Annotated in this window: 14 protein-coding genes; 10 read left to right on the top strand and 4 right to left on the bottom strand. The window is 61.0% G+C overall.

The window, feature by feature from the left end; translation table 11 throughout:
• Positions 1–61 precede the first annotated feature (61 nt).
• The 3 genes from HJB89_RS09535 to HJB89_RS09525 all read left to right on the top strand — a co-directional run bounded on the left by HJB89_RS09535 (position 62) and on the right by HJB89_RS09525 (position 4,034).
• Positions 62–901, top strand: coding sequence for a polysaccharide deacetylase family protein (locus HJB89_RS09535; protein WP_221149643.1), 840 nt, complete (start codon positions 62–64; stop codon positions 899–901).
• 69 nt (positions 902–970) lie between these two features.
• Positions 971–3,013, top strand: coding sequence for a prolyl oligopeptidase family serine peptidase (locus tag HJB89_RS09530; protein WP_221149642.1), 2,043 nt, complete (start codon positions 971–973; stop codon positions 3,011–3,013).
• A gap of 94 nt (positions 3,014–3,107) precedes the next feature.
• Positions 3,108–4,034 (top strand): Gfo/Idh/MocA family protein, encoded by a 927-nt coding sequence (locus HJB89_RS09525; RefSeq protein WP_207583677.1) that lies wholly within the window; start codon positions 3,108–3,110, stop codon positions 4,032–4,034.
• A gap of 157 nt (positions 4,035–4,191) precedes the next feature.
• On the opposite strand, the gene HJB89_RS09520 is transcribed toward HJB89_RS09525, so the two are convergent.
• Positions 4,192–4,641 (bottom strand): DNA polymerase III subunit chi, encoded by a 450-nt coding sequence (locus HJB89_RS09520; protein ID WP_221149641.1) that lies wholly within the window; start codon positions 4,639–4,641, stop codon positions 4,192–4,194.
• Complete coding sequence (locus tag HJB89_RS09515; protein ID WP_207583675.1) at positions 4,641–6,131, bottom strand: leucyl aminopeptidase; 1,491 nt, start codon at positions 6,129–6,131, stop codon at positions 4,641–4,643. The genes HJB89_RS09520 and HJB89_RS09515 overlap by 1 nt, the downstream gene beginning before the upstream one ends.
• A gap of 144 nt (positions 6,132–6,275) precedes the next feature.
• Here HJB89_RS09515 and HJB89_RS09510 point away from each other — a divergent pair, with 144 nt between their 5' ends.
• The 7 genes from HJB89_RS09510 to rsmA all read left to right on the top strand — a co-directional run bounded on the left by HJB89_RS09510 (position 6,276) and on the right by rsmA (position 14,771).
• Positions 6,276–7,049 (top strand): phosphatase PAP2 family protein, encoded by a 774-nt coding sequence (locus tag HJB89_RS09510; protein ID WP_207583674.1) that lies wholly within the window; start codon positions 6,276–6,278, stop codon positions 7,047–7,049.
• Between the two features lie 100 nt (positions 7,050–7,149).
• Positions 7,150–8,331 carry an LPS export ABC transporter permease LptF gene (gene lptF / locus HJB89_RS09505; protein WP_207583673.1) on the top strand — a complete coding sequence of 394 codons (1,182 nt, stop codon included), beginning with the start codon at positions 7,150–7,152 and terminating at the stop codon, positions 8,329–8,331.
• Positions 8,328–9,416 (top strand): LPS export ABC transporter permease LptG, encoded by a 1,089-nt coding sequence (lptG, locus tag HJB89_RS09500; protein WP_207583672.1) that lies wholly within the window; start codon positions 8,328–8,330, stop codon positions 9,414–9,416. Before lptF ends, lptG begins: the two co-directional genes overlap by 4 nt.
• On the top strand, positions 9,416–11,743 hold the full coding sequence (locus tag HJB89_RS09495) for an LPS-assembly protein LptD (protein WP_207583671.1): 2,328 nt from the start codon (positions 9,416–9,418) through the stop codon (positions 11,741–11,743). Before lptG ends, HJB89_RS09495 begins: the two co-directional genes overlap by 1 nt.
• A 188-nt stretch (positions 11,744–11,931) precedes the next feature.
• Positions 11,932–12,876: a peptidylprolyl isomerase gene (locus tag HJB89_RS09490; RefSeq protein ID WP_207583670.1), complete on the top strand. Its 945-nt coding sequence runs from the start codon at positions 11,932–11,934 to the stop codon at positions 12,874–12,876.
• 6 nt (positions 12,877–12,882) lie between these two features.
• On the top strand, positions 12,883–13,911 hold the full coding sequence (gene pdxA / locus HJB89_RS09485; protein WP_207583669.1) for a 4-hydroxythreonine-4-phosphate dehydrogenase PdxA: 1,029 nt from the start codon (positions 12,883–12,885) through the stop codon (positions 13,909–13,911).
• Complete coding sequence (gene rsmA / locus HJB89_RS09480; RefSeq protein WP_221149640.1) at positions 13,911–14,771, top strand: 16S rRNA (adenine(1518)-N(6)/adenine(1519)-N(6))-dimethyltransferase RsmA; 861 nt, start codon at positions 13,911–13,913, stop codon at positions 14,769–14,771. Before pdxA ends, rsmA begins: the two co-directional genes overlap by 1 nt.
• Before the next feature lie 115 nt (positions 14,772–14,886).
• Here the strand turns inward: rsmA and hisC are convergent, their stop codons facing one another.
• Both hisC and HJB89_RS09470 read right to left on the bottom strand, forming a co-directional pair.
• On the bottom strand, positions 14,887–16,014 hold the full coding sequence (gene hisC / locus HJB89_RS09475; RefSeq protein WP_221149639.1) for a histidinol-phosphate transaminase: 1,128 nt from the start codon (positions 16,012–16,014) through the stop codon (positions 14,887–14,889).
• 70 nt (positions 16,015–16,084) lie between these two features.
• Positions 16,085–16,630: a flavin reductase family protein gene (locus tag HJB89_RS09470; RefSeq protein ID WP_207583666.1), complete on the bottom strand. Its 546-nt coding sequence runs from the start codon at positions 16,628–16,630 to the stop codon at positions 16,085–16,087.
• Positions 16,631–17,066 lie beyond the last annotated feature (436 nt).

Below are 17,066 nucleotides of genomic sequence, written 5' to 3'. Positions count from 1 at the left end.
TCGTTAACCATAATCCGAAAGGTTGTCTCAACATTCGTTACCGATTTGTTGAGCCCTTTCGATGTATCGTTTTTTCATTCTGTCCTGCATGGCCCTTACGGCCACCCTATCTGCCTGCACCACCACCAAAGCCCCGGATACATCGATCAAGACCTCCTCGGTGATCGCGCCCGAGGAGCGGAAACTTGCCTATGTCGGCGACAATGCGCCGCCGCGCATGACCGGCTGGCACCATCTGGCCGGACGGATGCTGGAAGTCTCGTCGCTCGCCGATCTCAAGCTGCAGGACAGGGAGGTGATCCTGAGCTTCGACGACGGCCCGATCCCCGGCCGGACCGACAAGGTGCTGGCGATCCTCGACCAGTTCGGCGTCAAGGGCGCCTTCATGATGGTCGGCGAAATGGCCGAAATGCATCCGGCGCTGGCCCGCAAGGTCGCTGAGGACGGCAACACGATCGGCAGTCACACCTATGACCACGCCAACCTGAGTGCGCTTGATTTCGACGCGGCGATGGCCGAGGTGATCAAGGGCGAATTGGCGGTGACCAAGGCGACGGGGACCGACGTTTCCTTTTTCCGTTTCCCCTATCTTTCCGAGAACCACAGACTGCGCGCCGCGATCGCCATGCGCGATTTGGTAGTCATGGATGTCGATATCGACAGCAAGGACTATTTCACCACAACACCGGCCTCCGTGACTCAGCGGACGATGGACCTGCTGCGCAAGCGCGGCCGTGGCATCATTCTGATGCATGACATCCACAAGCGCACCGCAACGATGCTGCCGACCCTGCTTTCGGACCTTGAAGCCGAAGGCTACAAGGTGGTGACGCTGAAGTTCAAGAAGACGCAGGCGCCGAACAATCTCGTTGCCTCGGCCGATTTCGTGACGACCCGTTAAAGCCGGGTTGCCAAGCCTGGACCGGCTGCCTAGATCTGAGCGACGTCAACGGAAACCGGCAGGTCGAACATGAACCTTCATCTCGAAACGGACGACGATCCGCGCACCCGCCAGTTCATCGACGAGCATAACCGGGTGTCCGACGCTGCACTCAGAACAGCTGAATTCGTCAGGGATCGGGACGCGATCAAGGCGCTGATCGAACGGCAGGACAGGCTGATCGTGCCGATGCGCCGCGGCGACTGGCTGTTCGATTTCCGGCAGAGCAAGGACAATCCTCTCGGCGTCTGGCTCCGTCTGCCTGCCGACCAGGAACCGCTGCCGGACGCCGATTGGGAGCCGGTCTTCGATCTCGATGCCTTCTGTGCCAGTGAAGGCAAGCGCTGGAGCTGGCGCGGCGCGGTTACCTGCCCGTGGGAGCCGACGCGGGTGCTGCTCACGCTTTCCGACGGCGGCTCCGACCTTAACCGGCTGCTCGAGTTCGACGCCGAGAGCAAGCAGATCGTCGAGGGCGGTTTCGATACGCCGACCGCACGATCGCATGCCAATTGGCTGAGCCGCGACGAGATCTGCTATTTCGGCTCCATCGACCGATTTTCGTCGACCCGCTCCGGATGGCCACGGGTCGGGCGGCGATTGAAGCGCGGGCAGCGGCCAGAAGATGCCACCGTCATGTTCGAAGCCGCAAACGAGGACGTCTACGGCTTTAATCTCGTCATCGACCCGGCCCTGTCGGGCGCTTCGGCGGATGCCGGATTGATCGACATTTTCGTCGCCGCCCATGAGATCGGCGTGGCCAGCGCGTTCCTGATCGGCGACGACGGCACGCGGCGGCGCATCGATCTGCCCAAGGAGGCGGACTTCCAGTTCAATCATGATCATTGCCTCTGGCGGGCAAAGACCGATGAGCGCGTTGCCACCGGCAGTCTCGTGCTGCAGCGCTTCGATCCGAGTTCGGAGACGGTTCCGCTCGGGCCGGCGCGGATCCTGTTTCAGCCTGGCGAGGGCCAGTCGATCTCGCAGATGATGCTGATGCGCGAGTGGTGCGTCTTCATCATCTCCGATCGGCTGCGTCCGCGTCTCCTGGTGCTGGACCTGACAAAGCCCGATGCCGAACAGCGCGAGATCGCGCTGCCGGCGGACATGCAGACGGCTCATTTCAGGCCGCTCTATGCGGATCTGCATCTTGGCGACGATACGCTCTGCATCGTTGGCCAGGGTTTCCTGCAGGCTCCGGCCTGTTACCGCCTCGCGCTGTCGGACCGCAGCAAGGAGGCCGGGCCGATTTTCGTCGCCGCGGCGCCCAGCTGTTTCGATGCGACCGGTATGTCATCCGAACTGCTGGAGGCCGTTTCCGAGGACGGAACCAAGGTTGCCTACCGGCTGGTCCTGCCGAAGCAGTGGACCAAGGGGGCGCTGCCGGTGCTGCTTTACGGCTATGGTGGCTTCGACGTCTCGCTGTCGCCGAACTATTCCGGGGTGACGGGACGCTGGCTGGAACAAGGCGGCGCCTATGTGCAGGCCTATATCCGCGGCGGCGGCGAATTCGGGCCCGACTGGTATCGCAGTGCCAAGCGGCAGGGGCGAGACCGGGCGTTTGCCGATTTCGTCGCCATCGCCCGCGACCTCGTCGACCGCGGCTATACCGTGCCGTCGCGGATCGCCTGCCAGGGCGGCAGCAATGGCGGCCTGCTGACGGGCGTGATGCTGACGCGTTACTCTGAAGATTTCGGCGCCGTCTGGTGCCAGGTACCGGTGCTCGACATGACACGCTTTCACCTTTTCAGCGCAGGGCAAGCCTGGATGGACGAATACGGCGATCCGGAGACGCCGGCGGACCGGGATTTCATGCTCGGTTATTCGCCGCTTCACAATGTCAGGCCGGCGACCGAGATCACCTACCCGCCGATTTATATCGAAAGCTCCGCCAATGATGACCGCGTGCATCCCTCGCATGCGCGCCGCTTCGCCGCGCGGCTGGAGGAAGAAGGACACCGGCCGCTCTTCCATGAATTCGGCTCAGGCGGGCATGGCGGCGACGGCAATTCCGAAGAACGCGCCGCCCGCGCGGCAATGGGTTACAGCTTCCTTCGCCAGACCATCATGGGCTAGTATCCAACAGAATGGAGGAGGAGAGCTTGTCGGCACGCCTCTTTCTGCTACAAAGCGCAATAAATCATACTTTTCATACAGGCTGGAAAATACCATGTCCCCAATCAACCTCGCCATCGTCGGCGTCGGCAAGATCGTCCGCGACCAGCACCTCCCCTCCATCGCCAAGAACGCGGATTTCGAGCTTGTCGCCACGGCGAGCCGCCACGGCACGGTCGAAGGCATCAGGAGCTATACGACGATCGAGGCGATGCTCGACGCCGAGCCGTCGGTCGATGCCGTCTCGCTCTGCATGCCGCCGCAATATCGTTATGAGGCAGCCTATAAGGCCCTCGTCGCCGGCAAACACGTCTTCCTGGAAAAACCGCCCGGCGCAACGCTGAGCGAAGTGGCCGATCTCGAGGCGCTTGCGAGCAAGCAGGGTGCGTCGCTGTTTGCCAGTTGGCATTCGCGCTATGCGCCGGCCGTCGAGGCGGCCAAGGCGTTTCTGGCTTCGACGACGATCAAAAGCGTGCACGTGATCTGGAAGGAGGATGTCCGCCACTGGCATCCGAACCAGGATTGGATCTGGCAGGCCGGCGGCCTCGGCGTTTTCGATCCCGGCATCAACGCGCTGTCGATCGTCACCCACATCCTGCCGCGGCCGATCTTCATCACCGAGGCCGTGCTCGAATTTCCCGACAACCGCGATGCGCCGATCGCTTCCGACATTCGCTTCCGCGATGCCGACGGCCTGCCGGTTCATGCCGAATTCGACTGGCGCCAGACCGGCAAGCAGAGCTGGGACATCGTGGCGGACACGGCAGCAGGCCAGATGGTTCTCGCCGAGGGCGGCGCCAAGCTTTCTATCGATGGAGCGCTGACATTCGCCGAGCCGGAGCAGGAATATCCCTCGCTCTACCGTCGCTTCGCCGAAATCATCAAAGCCGGCAATTCGGATGTCGATCTCGCGCCGCTGCGCCACGTCGCCGACGCCTTCATGCTCGGCAAGCGGAAGTTCGTGGACGCGTTCCACGACTGAGCCATTTGGCAATTTTTGCCGAGGAGTTGCCCGTCAACAGCGACGGGCAACGGCCTGGCTCACCCAGCCGGGGGGGATCGTGCCGCTCAATATCCTCACGAATCTCGACGACGACAAAGGCTCGAGGCGGTAACGCGCCACCACCGCGGTGAACCGCTCAAGCCTTCTTCTCCCACCGTCCCTCCGAAGTCTGCTGCCAATAGGTGAGGTTATGCCCCTCGCCTTTCAGCTTCTTCCATTGTGCACGCGCGGCCTCCAGTTGCTCCTGGTCGTGACCGTCGAACATGAAGACCACGCGCTCATAGCCATCGACCGGCGGCGGCTCGGCGCCGTCGATGATAAAACGCACGGTCGCAGCATTGGCATTATCAGGTGTCACCGTCAAAAGTACCGGCTGGCTTTCGGCGAAATCGCCCTCGTCGGTGCCGTGCGGCAGGAAGCTCTCCTCGCGGAACGTCCAAAGATGCGCGTCGAGAACATCGCGCCGCGCCGGCTCGCGCGTCTGGATGGCGACACGCCAGCCGCGCTCGACGCTCTTGTCGATCAGCGGCGGAAGCGCGTCCTCCAGCGTGGTTTCGGTCAGATGATAAAAGAGAACGTCGGTCATCAGGCTTCATAATGAGCGCGAACGAGCTCGTCGAGCAGGCGCACCCCGAAACCGGAACCCCAGGATTGGTTGATCTCATCCTGCGGCGAGCCCATCGCCGTGCCGGCGATATCGAGATGCGCCCAGGGTGTGTCCTGGACGAAGCGCTTGATGAAATGCGCCGCGGTGATCGAGCCGGCCTGTCGGCCGCCGGTGTTCTTCATGTCGGCGAACTTGCTATCGATCAGCTTGTCGTAGTCCTTGCCAAGCGGCATGCGCCAGAGCTTCTCGTTGGTCGAAAGGCCGGCTGCCGTCAGTTGGGCGGAAAGCTGGTCGTCATTGGAGAACAGGCCGGCATGCACATTGCCGAGCGCCACGATGATGGCGCCGGTCAGCGTGGCGAGATTGATCATGAACTGCGGCTTGAAACGATCGTTGCAATACCAGAGGGCATCGCAGAGCACGAGGCGGCCTTCGGCATCGGTATTGATCACCTCGATCGTCTGGCCGGACATCGAGGTGACGATATCACCAGGACGCTGGGCGTTGCCGTCAGGCATGTTCTCGACCAGGCCGATAATGCCGATGGCATTGACGGCGGCCTTGCGGGAGGCGAGAACATGCATGAGGCCGGTGACGGCTGCGGCACCGCCCATATCGCCCTTCATGTCCTCCATGCCCGCGGCCGGCTTGATCGAAATGCCGCCGGTATCGAAGACGACACCCTTGCCGATGAAGGCGATGGGACGATCCTTGCCCTTGCCGCCCTTCCACTGCATGACCGCCAGGCGCGGCGGACGCACGGAGCCCTGGGCGACGCCGAGAAGGGCGCCCATGCCGAGACGGCGCATCTCCTTCTCCGTCAGGATTTCCACGTCGACGCCCAGCTTTTCCAGCTCCTTCGCTTTAGCGGCGAACTCGACGGGGCCGAGCACGTTCGGTGGCTCGTTGACGAGATCACGGGCAAGATTGACGCCGCCGGCAATCGCTTCGGAATCGGAAAACGCCTTCTTGGGACCATTCGGATCGGCGGTGACGATCGTCACCTTGACGGATTTCGCCGCCTTTTCCTCGTCGTCACTCTTCTTCGTTTTGTAGGTATCGAAACTGTAAGCGCGCAGCAGCATGCCGAGCGCGAAATCGGCAGCTGCCCGCGCGCTCGTCTCAAGGCCAGGCACGTCGATGAAGACGGCGGCCTTGTCGGTATTCTTGATTCTCGCTGCCGCAATACCGCCGGCCTTCAGCCAGTCATGGGCGGTGAGGTCGGCGGCCTTGCCAAGCCCGATGACGACGATGCGCTCGACGGATGCGCCTTCCGGGGCGACGATATCGAGCGCGCTCATGGATTTCGCGGAGAATCGGGCGATCCTAGCAGCCTTGGCGATCACGCCTGCAGGGTCGACCGTTTCGGTGCCTGCGGCGCTGTCGGCCTCCGCAGTCTTCAACAGGATCGCCAGGCCGCCATTGAGCTTTGCCGATTTTGAGAATGCAATTTCGAACTTTGCTGACATGTCTTCTCCGCTGGGATTCTTTGAAATCCGTCCATGGCGGATAATTTCGCGTTTGGCGGGTCTGTCAATGGCTTGCGACAATTGTTATGGTCGCCCGCGGCCATCAGGGCCTTCGTGTTTTCGTCAGTTTCATAGATATTCGCGTTGACAATTTTTTCGAAAAATCGATGGCGGGGCCCAGCAATCCGCCTGCCGAAAACGACTTTCGGTGCATTCGTGCTGCTGTTCTGGACGTGGTGGGCGCTGCTTATCGTCTTCCGCGCCTTCCCCGGGATAGACATCTATTTTTCCCAGCTTTTTTTCGTGCGTGCAGATTGCGACGCGGCTGCCGCCGCCGGCAGCATCTGCGGCGGCTTTCCCTATCGCGACTCGGGGAACTTCGACCTTCTGCGCACCGTCTTCTTCCGTCTGCCCTATGTCGTGGCGATCGTGATGGTGTGGAAACTCATCGAATGCCACCAGCAGCATGGCGCAACCTTCAACGCCGAACGGGCGCGCAAACTGAACGTCGCGCTCGGAACGCTGCTGATTGGGCCGGTGCTGCTCGTCAATGTTGTCCTCAAGGAACACTGGGGTCGGCCGAGGCCGATACAGACGGACATTTTTGGCGGTGCCCTGCATTTCGTCGAAGCCGGTTCGCTTGCCGGAAAATGCGTTTCGAACTGCTCGTTCATCTCAGGTGAGGCTGCGAGCGCCGGATGGCTTTTCTGCCTTCTGCTCTTCGTTCCAAAATCCCTGCGTTATGCACTGGCTGCACCTGTGGCGGCAATCGCGATTCTCACTCCGGCGATGCGGCTATCCTTCGGCGCGCACTACCTCTCCGACGTCGTTCTCGGATGGCTTTCGTCGCTTGTCGTCTTCGCCGCGTTGCTGGCGTTAACTGAGTCGCAACAGCATCGAAAAAATTCTGAAATTTGAATGAATTTTTGACACCAGCTTGTCGCAAAAGCGCGACAAAGAGCGTAGAGGGATTCTCCTGCAAAGCCGTTTGGGCTTGCAGGTGCTTTCAAGGGCAGGCATGAAACTACTCGAGACATACATATTGCGGCGCGTCGGCCAGATGTTTCTCGTGGCGCTCCTGCCCGTTCTGGCGATCATTTGGACGACTCAGGTTTTGCAGCGCATCAATCTGGTCACCGACAGCGGCCAGTCGATTGGCACGTTCGCCAAGCTCGCGACGATGATCCTGCCGTCGATCATTCCCGTCGTGCTGCCCTTCGCCCTCGTTATCGCGATCACTCAGACGCTGACGACGATGAACAATGATTCCGAGCTCACCGTCATCGACGCGGCCGGGGCGCGGCGCAGCGTGCTGATCCGCCCGATCCTGCTGCTTGCCGCCGTCGTCAGCGTCTTTTCCTTCTTTGTCGACAACGTCGTCGAGCCGCGCGCAAAAACCGTCGTGCGCCAGATGATCGCCGAGACCTATGCCGACCTGCTGTCTTCGGTGATCGAAGAAAAGACCTTCCGCAAGCTTGATGAAGGCCTTTATGTGCAGATCTCGAAGCGGATGGCCGGCCGCATGCTGAAGGGACTTTTCGTCGCCGACGAGCGCGACCCCGCCTACGAGCTGGTGTATTATGCGAAGGAAGGCGCCGTCGACGATACGGGCACGACGCTGATCATGCATGAGGGTGAAGTGCACCGCAAAACGCCCGACGGCAATGTCTCGGTGATCAATTTCGATTCCTATTCCTTCGACCTCTCGGACATGACGGAAAGCCGCGGCCAGGCGACGCTGCGCGCCAGCGACCGTGACCTGTGGTTCCTGATCAATCCGGATCCGGCCGACAAGGATTATACGATCCGGCCGCTGAGCTACACCGCCGAACTGCATCGCCGGCTGACGGACTGGATCCTGCCTGTCGTCTTTGCCCTGTTTTCGCTGGCGATCGCCGGCGATGCGCGCTCGCACCGCGAAGCGCGGCTGCATCCGATGGTGAGCGCGCTCGCCTATGCCTTCGCGCTGCGATGGGCGGCATTTTATGCGGCCAATCAGATCGACACCGACCCTGAATATATCGTCGTTCTCTATGCCATACCGATCGTCAGCGGCATCGTCTCGATCGTCTTCCTCGGCCTGCACAAACGACTGGCCATTCCATCGTTCATCCGGGACCGGATTTCGTCTTTCTGGAGACGGGGACAGGAAAGGCTGCTTGCCGCGACCGGCAGGACCGACGGGGATACGGCCCAATGATATTCGGGACATTGTCGCGTTATTTCTTTCGCCGCTACTTGGTGACGATGGGCTGGTTCCTGATCGGCGTCTCGGCGATTTCTTTCCTCCTCGATTTCAGCGAGACGGCAGGCCGCATGTCCGGCCTGCCCGGCTACACGATCGGCGGCGGCATTCTGATGACCGCCGTGCGCCTGCCGCTTATCCTGCAGCAGACGGTACCCTTCATCGCGCTGTTCGTCGGCATGACGGTGCTGATCGGGCTCAACCGCAAATATGAGCTTGTCGTCACGCGCGCAGCCGGTATTTCGGTCTGGCAGTTCATGTTCCCCTTCATCGCCGGGTCGCTGCTGCTTGGTTTGCTGACGATGACGGCGCTCAATCCGCTTGCCGCCTGGGGACAACGCCAGGCGCTGCTGGTCGAATCGGACTGGCGCGGTGAGAACGCGGTTCTGCGCAAGGCGCCGCAGATTCCGTGGCTGCGCCAGATCAGTGGTCGGGACGACGTCATCATCGGCGCCCAGACGGTTCAGGAGAACGGAACCAAGCTGATCGACGCGGTGCTGATCCATTTCGATTCAAGCGGCCAGGTCATTCTGAGACAGGACGCCGCGACGGCAAAATTGGAAGATGGTTACTGGCAACTTAACAACGTTGTCGAGCGTAAGGCTGGCGAAATCCCCGTGCGTAAAGCTTCGGTTCAACTTCGCACCAATCTGAAACAGGACTTCGTCCAGGAGCGGCTGACGGCGCCGGAAACAATTGGTTTCTTTGACCTTTCCAACCGCATTGCCGCGGCCAAATCCTTCGGTATCTCGACCAAGGCGCTGGAGACGCAATTCAACTCTCTGTTGTCCCAGCCATTGCTGCTGGTGGCGATGACTTTCATTGCCGCAACAGTGTCCCTGAAATTTAGCCGGTTCAACCAATCTCGCTCCGTGATTCTGGGTGGCATCCTTTCGGGCTTCATGCTTTATGTCATCACCGTGCTTGTAAAGGCATTCGGAAGCAGTGGAGTTGTGCCCCCCTTCGTGGCGACGTGGATACCGGTGATCGTCGCGCTGGCTTTAGGTGCGACAATTCTGCTTCATCAGGAGGACGGCTAGTGGCGGCAGGCGACCGCAAGTATTTTAGTAAACAGTTGGTTGCCCTGCTCGTCGGCGCGACTCTATATTCCTATTTCGGCAGCGCCCCGGTCTCCTACGGCCAGGTCAGCGCGCCCGACCAAACGATTGGAAAGAAAATTCCTGCAGAGGCCAAGCTTCTGCTTTCGGCCAATGAACTCGTCTATAACCGTGACGCCGATCTGGTGTCGGCGGTCGGCGGCGTGCAGATCAATTATGCCGGCTACAAAATGGTCGCGCAGAAGGTCGAATACAATCAGAAGACCGGCCGGATGATGGCGGTCGGCAATGTCGAGCTGGTCAGCCCCGACGGCAACCGCATCTATGCCGACAACCTAGACGTGACCGACAATTTTGCCGACGGGTTCCTGAACTCGCTGCGCATTGAAACCGCCGACAATACCCGCATAGTCGCTGAAAGCGGCCAGCGCGTCGGCGGCACGATGATGATTCTCAACAAGGGCGTTTACACCGCCTGCCTTCCCTGCGCCGAAGATCCGAAGCGCGCGCCGTTCTGGCAGGTCAAGGCCAAGCGCGTGATCCAGAACGGCGTGACGCACACGATCCGTCTGGAGAGGGCACGCTTCGAGCTGCTCGGCCATCCGATCGCCTTCTTGCCGTTCATCGAAGTTCCCGACAATACGGTGAAGCGCAAGTCGGGCTTTCTCTTCCCGACGATGAGCCTGTCGCAGAATCTCGGCTTCGGTCTTTCCGTTCCTTATTATTACGTGATCTCGCCGAGCATGGACGCGACGGTGACCGGCACCGGCTACACCGCCCAGGGCTTCCTCATCGAAGGTGAATTCCGCCAGCGCTTCGAAAACGGCACGCATATCCTGCGCGTCGCCGGCATAGATCAGGCAAAGCCGGACAATTTCAGCTCCGGCACCAGCGATGCCGAAGCCAGTCAGCGTGGCATGGTGGCCTCGAAGGCCGAATTCCGTATCAATCCGCGCTGGACGTTCGGTTGGGACGTCATGATGCAGAGCGACAACAATTTCTCGAAAACCTACAAGCTGCGGGACTTCACCGGCACGGATCGCACCAACCAGATCTACCTGACCGGACTTGGCAAACGCAATTATTTCGACATGCGGGCGTTCTATTTCGACGTCCAGGATGCCGATCGAACGAACACGGCCGAAAAACAGCAGGCGATCGTCTATCCCTCGCTCGACTATCACTATGTAGCGCCGCAGCCGCTTGCAGGCGGCGAACTGTCGGCTGATGTCAACCTGACGAATATTTCGCGCACCCATGACGACTTTTATACCGTCGACGGATTCGATCGCTTCCGCGGCCTGAAGGGCCAGACGTCGCGACTGACCACCGAGTTGCAGTGGAAGCGCACCTACGTCACGCCGACCGGCCTGGTCATCACGCCGCTGCTTGCGGCGCGCGGCGACGCCTTCGCGCTGAATATGGACGACCCCACAGGCTACGCCGGCAACTACAGCGACGGAAATTCCGCCACCCGCTCGATGTTCACCGCCGGGCTGGAGATGCGTTATCCGATCCTGATGACGACGGATAACAGCACCCATATCCTCGAGCCGATCGCGCAGATCTATGCCCGCCCCGACGAGCAGCTCGCAGGCCGCCTGCCGAACGAAGATGCGCAGAGCTTCGTCTTCGACGCCACCTCACTGTTCGACCGCGACAAATTCTCGGGCTACGACCGCGTCGAAGGTGGCACCCGCGCCAATCTCGGCGTCCAGTACACCGGTACGTTTGACAGCGGTTACAAGCTGCACGGCATCTTCGGCCAGTCTTATCAGATCGCCGGCCAGAACTCGTTTGCCACCGACGATCTTGTCAATGTCGGCGCGGATTCGGGCCTTGAAACCACTCGCTCCGACTATGTCGGCCTCGGCGGTATCGAGACACCGTTCGGCGTTTCCGTAACGGGCTCGTACAGGCTCGACGAGAAGAATTTCGAGTTCCGCCGCGGCGACCTGACGACGGCCTACCAGAACGACACCTTCTCCACGCAGATGACATTCACCCATCTCAGCGCCCAGCCGGAATATGGCTTTGCCTCGGACAATGACGAGCTCCAGACCAGCAGCAAAATCAAGTTCAAGGATTACTGGTCGATTTTCGGCGGCATCGCCTGGGATCTGAATAATGATGTGATCAGCCGCCGGACGCTTGGCCTGTCCTATGACGACGAATGCACGATCTTCACGATTGCGTATACCGACAGCAGGGATTCCGGCGACGAGACGGCAAGCGACTGGACGATCGGCGCACGGCTGACCTTCCGCACGCTCGGCGACATCAAGATCGGCTCAGACACCCTCGAGTGATGGGCGGACAGCGCAAACATGGCCTGAAGCCATTCTTTCGCCGTAAGCCTGTGCAGGACATTGCCGCCAGTCGATATCTGAGGCATAGGGGATTCGCGCCGTGATGGAAGCGAATGTCCGCGTGTCTCGCACTATGGTAAGAACGCCGCGAACAACGTCTCGCGGCGCTATTGGGAGGTCAACAACAGATGATTGACGCAAAAAAAGCTATAGCTACGTTCCTCGCCGGGGCAGCGATTGCCTTGCTGACGGGTGTTGCCGCTCCAGCGCTTGCAGCAAGTGAGGTCAAGGCCGTGGTGAACGGTACCGCCATCACCAGCGGCGATGTCGCCAAGCGCCAGGCCTTTATGCGCCTGCAGCATACGAAACCCGATGCCAAGGCTGCCGAGGAGCAATTGATCGACGAGGCGCTCAAGCGCCAGGAAGTTTCCCGAGTCCATATGTCGGTTTCGCAACAGGACGTCGACGCGTCTTTCGCCCGCTTTTCGAGCGGCAACAAGCTTTCCGTCGAGCAGATGTCGCAGATCCTCGATCGCGCGGGCGTTGGCGTCGACCATTTCAAGGGTTTCATCGCCGTGCAGATGAGCTGGCCGCGGGTCGTCAACGCGCGATACGGTTCGACCTCGCGGCTGTCGAACTACGATCTCGTCTCGCGCATGATGCAGAACAACAAGCAGAAGCCGGTGACCACCGAATATATGCTGCAGCAGATCATCTTCGTCGTTCCGCAAGCCAAGCGCAATGCCATCACCGGCAAGCGCAAGGGTGAGGCCGAGGCGTCGCGCTCGAAATTTCCGGGCTGCGATCAGGCGAAGGTCTTTGCCGCAACGATGCGCGACGTTTCCGTGCGCGATCTCGGCCGCATGCTCGCCCCTGAGATCCCGCCGGATTGGAAGCCGCTGGTCGAGCAGGCCAAAGGCAATACGACGGGGACCCGCGTCACCGACAAGGGCGTCGAATATCTGGCAATCTGCAGCCAGCGCCAGGTTTCCGACGACCAGGCGGCCGAAATGGTGTTCCGTCAGGAAGATCTCGGCAAGTCCAAGGCCGACAAGGACGCCAGCCCGGAAAACGATAACAGCAAGAAGTATCTGGATGAACTGCGCAAAAAGGCGCAGATCGCCTATCGCTGACCGACGATGACGATACCGTTTTCGCGACCGCTTGCGCTGAGCCAGGGCGACCCCGCCGGCATCGGGCCGGATATTACGCTGATGGCCTGGCTGCGGCGGCGTGAACTCGGGCTGCCGCCTTTCTTCCTGATCGGCGATCCCGAGGTATTGGCGTTGCGAGCCCGCCAGCTCAACCTTTCGGTTTCGATCGGCGAGGCGGATAAGGCCAGCGAGGCCGCCGGGATGTTTGCCGAGGCGCTGCCCGTCATGACAGTACCTGTCGGTATCGAAGTGGTGGCCGGCGAGCCGCATGCGGCAACGGCTAAGAGCACGATCGCGGCAATCGAAAAAGCCGTCTCGCTTGTCATCGACGGCGAGGCGCTCGCGGTCGTTACCAACCCGATTTCCAAAGCCGTGCTCTACGAGGCAGGTTTCCGGTTTCCCGGCCATACCGAATTTCTCGCCGATCTCGCCGCCAGGGCAACCGGCAGGCCGGTGACGCCCGTGATGATGCTGTCAGGACCGAAGCTCAGGGCCATTCCCGTCACCATCCACATCCCGGTTCGGGACGTGCCGCAGGCACTGACCGGCGAACTGATCGTGGAAACCTGCCGGATCGCTCATGAAGACCTGAGGCAACGCTTCGGCATCGAGGCGCCGCGGCTCGCGGTTGCCGGCCTCAACCCGCATGCGGGCGAAGGCGGGACGATCGGCAAGGAGGACGAGGATGTCATTCGCCCGGCGATCGAGCGCCTGCGCGACGAGGGCATCGATGCGATCGGCCCCCTTCCCGCCGATACGATGTTCCATGACGAGGCGCGGGCGCGATATGACGTCGCCGTCTGCATGTATCACGATCAGGCGCTGATTCCGGCCAAGGCGCTGGGTTTCGACGACAGCGTCAACGTGACGCTCGGGCTTCCCTTCGTGCGCACCTCGCCGGATCACGGCACCGCTTTCGGCATTGCCGGCAAGGGACTGGCGCGCGAGCAGAGCCTTGTTGCGGCGCTGAAGCTTGCCGCCCAGCTCGGCCGCAGCGCGGAAAGCCGCCGCTGATGGCAGCACTCGATGGCCTGCCGCCGCTTCGCGATGTCATCCAGCGTCACGGCCTCGACGCGCGCAAGGCGCTCGGGCAGAACTTTCTGCTCGACCTCAACCTCACGCAGAAGATCGCCCGGACGGCGGGCGCTCTCGAAGAGGCGACCGTGTTCGAGGTCGGCCCCGGTCCCGGCGGGCTGACGCGCGCGATCCTGGCGCTCGGCGCCAGGAAGGTTATCGCCATCGAGCGGGATACACGCTGCCTGCCGGCACTCGCCGAGATCGCCGATCATTATCCGGGCCGGCTGGAGGTGATCGAAGGCGATGCGCTGAAGACCGATTTCGAGGCCTTGGCGCCGGAAGGCCCGATCAAGATCATTGCCAACCTGCCCTACAATGTCGGCACGCAGCTTTTGGTCAACTGGCTGCTGCCGAAAGCCTGGCCGCCATTCTGGCAGTCGCTGACGCTGATGTTTCAGAAGGAAGTCGGCGAGCGGATCGTCGCCTGCGAAGACGACGACCATTATGGCCGCCTCGGCGTGCTTTGCGGCTGGCGGACGGAGGCACGCATGGCCTTCGACGTGCCGCCGCAGGCCTTCACGCCGCCACCGAAGGTAACGTCGACGGTCGTCCATCTGACACCCCGCGAAAACCCCATCCCCTGCGCTGTCAGCAATCTGGAAAAGGTGACGCAGGCGGCCTTCGGCCAGCGTCGCAAGATGCTGCGTCAAAGCCTGAAACCGCTCGGCGGTGAGAGCCTGCTCGTCAAGGCGGGCATCGATCCGGCCCGGCGGGCGGAGACCCTGTCCGTCGAGGAATTCTGCCTTCTCGCAAACAGCTTAGTGATGACGAAGGCAAGCCGCGAAGTCGCCACCTAGGCCTCGGACGGCTCTTGGAAGCCACGGCAAAAAAATGCCAAATAACCGGCTGTGGCCGACGGCTGCCGCAATTTCGGCAAGGAAATTCGAGGCGAATTCAGTTTCGGATACTGATTCACGATGCACCATTGAGAATATGGTTTAGCGAAGCGAGAACGCGATCATTCTGCTTGGGCGTCCCGATGGTGACGCGCACCCAATTTTCGTAGCCCGCCTCGCGCCACGGCTTTACGATGATCCCGTCTGCGAGCAGCGCCTTGGCGGCATGCTCGCTCGGAAGGGTGGTCCGGAAGAAAAGAAAATTAGTCTGGGAAGACGCGGTGAAGATGCCGAGCTCGTCCAGACCTCGCGCCAACCGTGCTCGCTCGGTTTTTGTGCGCTCGACGGATTGCTTCATCCATTGTTGATCGGCAAGCGCGGCGACTGCCGCGACCTGGGCTGCAGCGTTCACGTTGAACGGCGGCTTTGCAGCGGCAACGATACGGGCGATCTCGGGGTTGGAACAGGTCGCATAGCCCACTCTGAGGCCTGCAAGTCCATAGGCCTTAGAGAAAGTTCGCAGCACGATCGAAGGGAAATTGCCGCTGCGAACCAGCGCCATCCCGTCCGCCTGCCCTTCTTCCATATATTCGAAATAGGCTTCGTCCAGCACGAAGAGCGTTTGCGGCCGCGTGGCGGCCACCAGTCTGTCAAGCTCGCTGCGGGTCAGCGCCGCACCGACCGGGTTCGACGGAGAGGGAAGGAAGAAAAGCGCCGGGCCGGTTGCAAGCGCCGCTTCCAGAGCCGGGATGTCGAAGCCCATATCCGATGTCATCGGCACCTTGGTGACCCGTGCTCCCGCCGCAAGCGGCTCGATCTCGTGCAAGCCGAAGCTCGGCGTCACGGTCAATGCCGATGAGCCCTGGACGAGGAAGGCACGGGAGATGGCGGCGACCATCTCCTCCGAGCCATTGCCGACGACGATTTGGCCGGGCGGCAGGTCAAGCAGGCGTGACAGGGCGTTTCTCAGTTCTGTGCAGGCTGGATCCGAATAGCGCGACGGGTTGAAGGCCGACGATGCCATTGCTTCCATCACCTTCGGCGAGCAGCCGTTCGGATTTTCATTGCTGGCGAGTGCCGCGATGTCGTCATGGCCGCTCAACTGACGCGCAAGCCTGATATTCATGCCCGCATTGTAAATCGGCAAGGCCGATATATGCGGATTAGGGACGATCCCTGGCCTTGCGGATTCATTGACTGACATCGATCGAGCGCTTTCGAATTTCCATGGAACGGGTTACCAGGGGAGCGGGATTGCTGCGGGCAGTCTTGGTTCAGGAGGCCGGGGCAACGCCCGCGAGATGGCGAAAGGCGCCGTTCCAGTAAAGAAGCGGCTCAGCCCCTCTCCGCAGCGTGATCGCCCTCACCCTTCCAATCAATATGGCGTGGGAATGCATGGGGATGGCTTCGTCCAATTCGCAATCGAGAGCCGTCAGCGCGCCGTCGAGCATCGGCGCGCCGGTGCTGATCGCCGACCACGCGGCACCCTCGTAGCGGCGAACGCCGCTTCTTCCCCCGTAACCGGAAAATGATTGCGCCACGCTCTGCTGATCATGCGCAAGCACGTTGACGCAGAAGTGTCTGTGGCGCTGCAGCGCCGGCCACGAGGACGATCCGCGATTGACGCTGACGATGACGGAGGGGACGTCGGCCGACAACGATGACACCGATGTCGCCGTAAAACCGGTCCGGTCATCACCAATACCCACGGTGATGACGCTAACGGCGCCGGCGAGATGGCGCATCGATGCCTTGAAAAGGTCCTTGTCGACCAACTGCAACTCGGCAGGGATCTCGGGAAGCGTTATTGAAACTGTCATCGGGGATCCTCGATAGGCTTTCGGGAAGCCCCGACCGGAGCCTCCGAGACATCGCGTCCTGGCTCAGACGGATTTGCGTGCGGCGGCGTAGCGGTTGACCGGCATAGAGAGACCCAGGTTCTCCTGCAGCGTCTTTCCTTTATACTCCTCTCTGAACAAGCCCCGAGATTAGCCTCAAGGAATTCAGACAGCATCCGGCGGCCGACATCCGCGACATTCAGCAAGTAATTGAAATCATTTGCACCGTTGACATTGCTTTGCGGATGCAGCCATGAAGCCGGATGATAAACGAAGGTGCCAAGTTTCGGTTTGTCCTGCCGAGGCATGCAATCACCTTTCAGAGACTTTGGGTTGCTGATCGTCTTCGGCAGCTCCCATGACATTCAATAGGCTGCGCCTGCCAAGGCAACAAGGCGGCAACAAATGCGTTCATTTT

Origin of the sequence: Rhizobium sp. NZLR8 (genome assembly GCF_019685025.1) — a bacterium.
In the GTDB taxonomy this organism is placed as follows: Bacteria; Pseudomonadota; Alphaproteobacteria; order Rhizobiales; family Rhizobiaceae; genus Rhizobium.
Note: the sequence above shows the minus strand (reverse complement) of the source record. Positions and strands in the feature narration are given on the sequence as shown.

Excerpts from the sequence above, each read along its gene's own strand:
- lptF (WP_207583673.1), top strand. The coding sequence starts at position 7,150 with ATGAAACTACTCGAGACATACATATTGCGGCGCGTCGGCCAGATGTTT.
- pdxA (WP_207583669.1), top strand. The coding sequence starts at position 12,883 with ATGACGATACCGTTTTCGCGACCGCTTGCGCTGAGCCAGGGCGACCCC.
- HJB89_RS09515 (WP_207583675.1), bottom strand. The coding sequence starts at position 6,131 with ATGTCAGCAAAGTTCGAAATTGCATTCTCAAAATCGGCAAAGCTCAAT.
- HJB89_RS09535 (WP_221149643.1), top strand. The coding sequence starts at position 62 with ATGTATCGTTTTTTCATTCTGTCCTGCATGGCCCTTACGGCCACCCTA.
- HJB89_RS09490 (WP_207583670.1), top strand. The coding sequence starts at position 11,932 with ATGATTGACGCAAAAAAAGCTATAGCTACGTTCCTCGCCGGGGCAGCG.
- HJB89_RS09470 (WP_207583666.1), bottom strand. The coding sequence starts at position 16,630 with ATGACAGTTTCAATAACGCTTCCCGAGATCCCTGCCGAGTTGCAGTTG.
- HJB89_RS09520 (WP_221149641.1), bottom strand. The coding sequence starts at position 4,641 with ATGACCGACGTTCTCTTTTATCATCTGACCGAAACCACGCTGGAGGAC.
- rsmA (WP_221149640.1), top strand. The coding sequence starts at position 13,911 with ATGGCAGCACTCGATGGCCTGCCGCCGCTTCGCGATGTCATCCAGCGT.
- HJB89_RS09525 (WP_207583677.1), top strand. The coding sequence starts at position 3,108 with ATGTCCCCAATCAACCTCGCCATCGTCGGCGTCGGCAAGATCGTCCGC.
- HJB89_RS09530 (WP_221149642.1), top strand. The coding sequence starts at position 971 with ATGAACCTTCATCTCGAAACGGACGACGATCCGCGCACCCGCCAGTTC.
- lptG (WP_207583672.1), top strand. The coding sequence starts at position 8,328 with ATGATATTCGGGACATTGTCGCGTTATTTCTTTCGCCGCTACTTGGTG.
- hisC (WP_221149639.1), bottom strand. The coding sequence starts at position 16,014 with ATGTCAGTCAATGAATCCGCAAGGCCAGGGATCGTCCCTAATCCGCAT.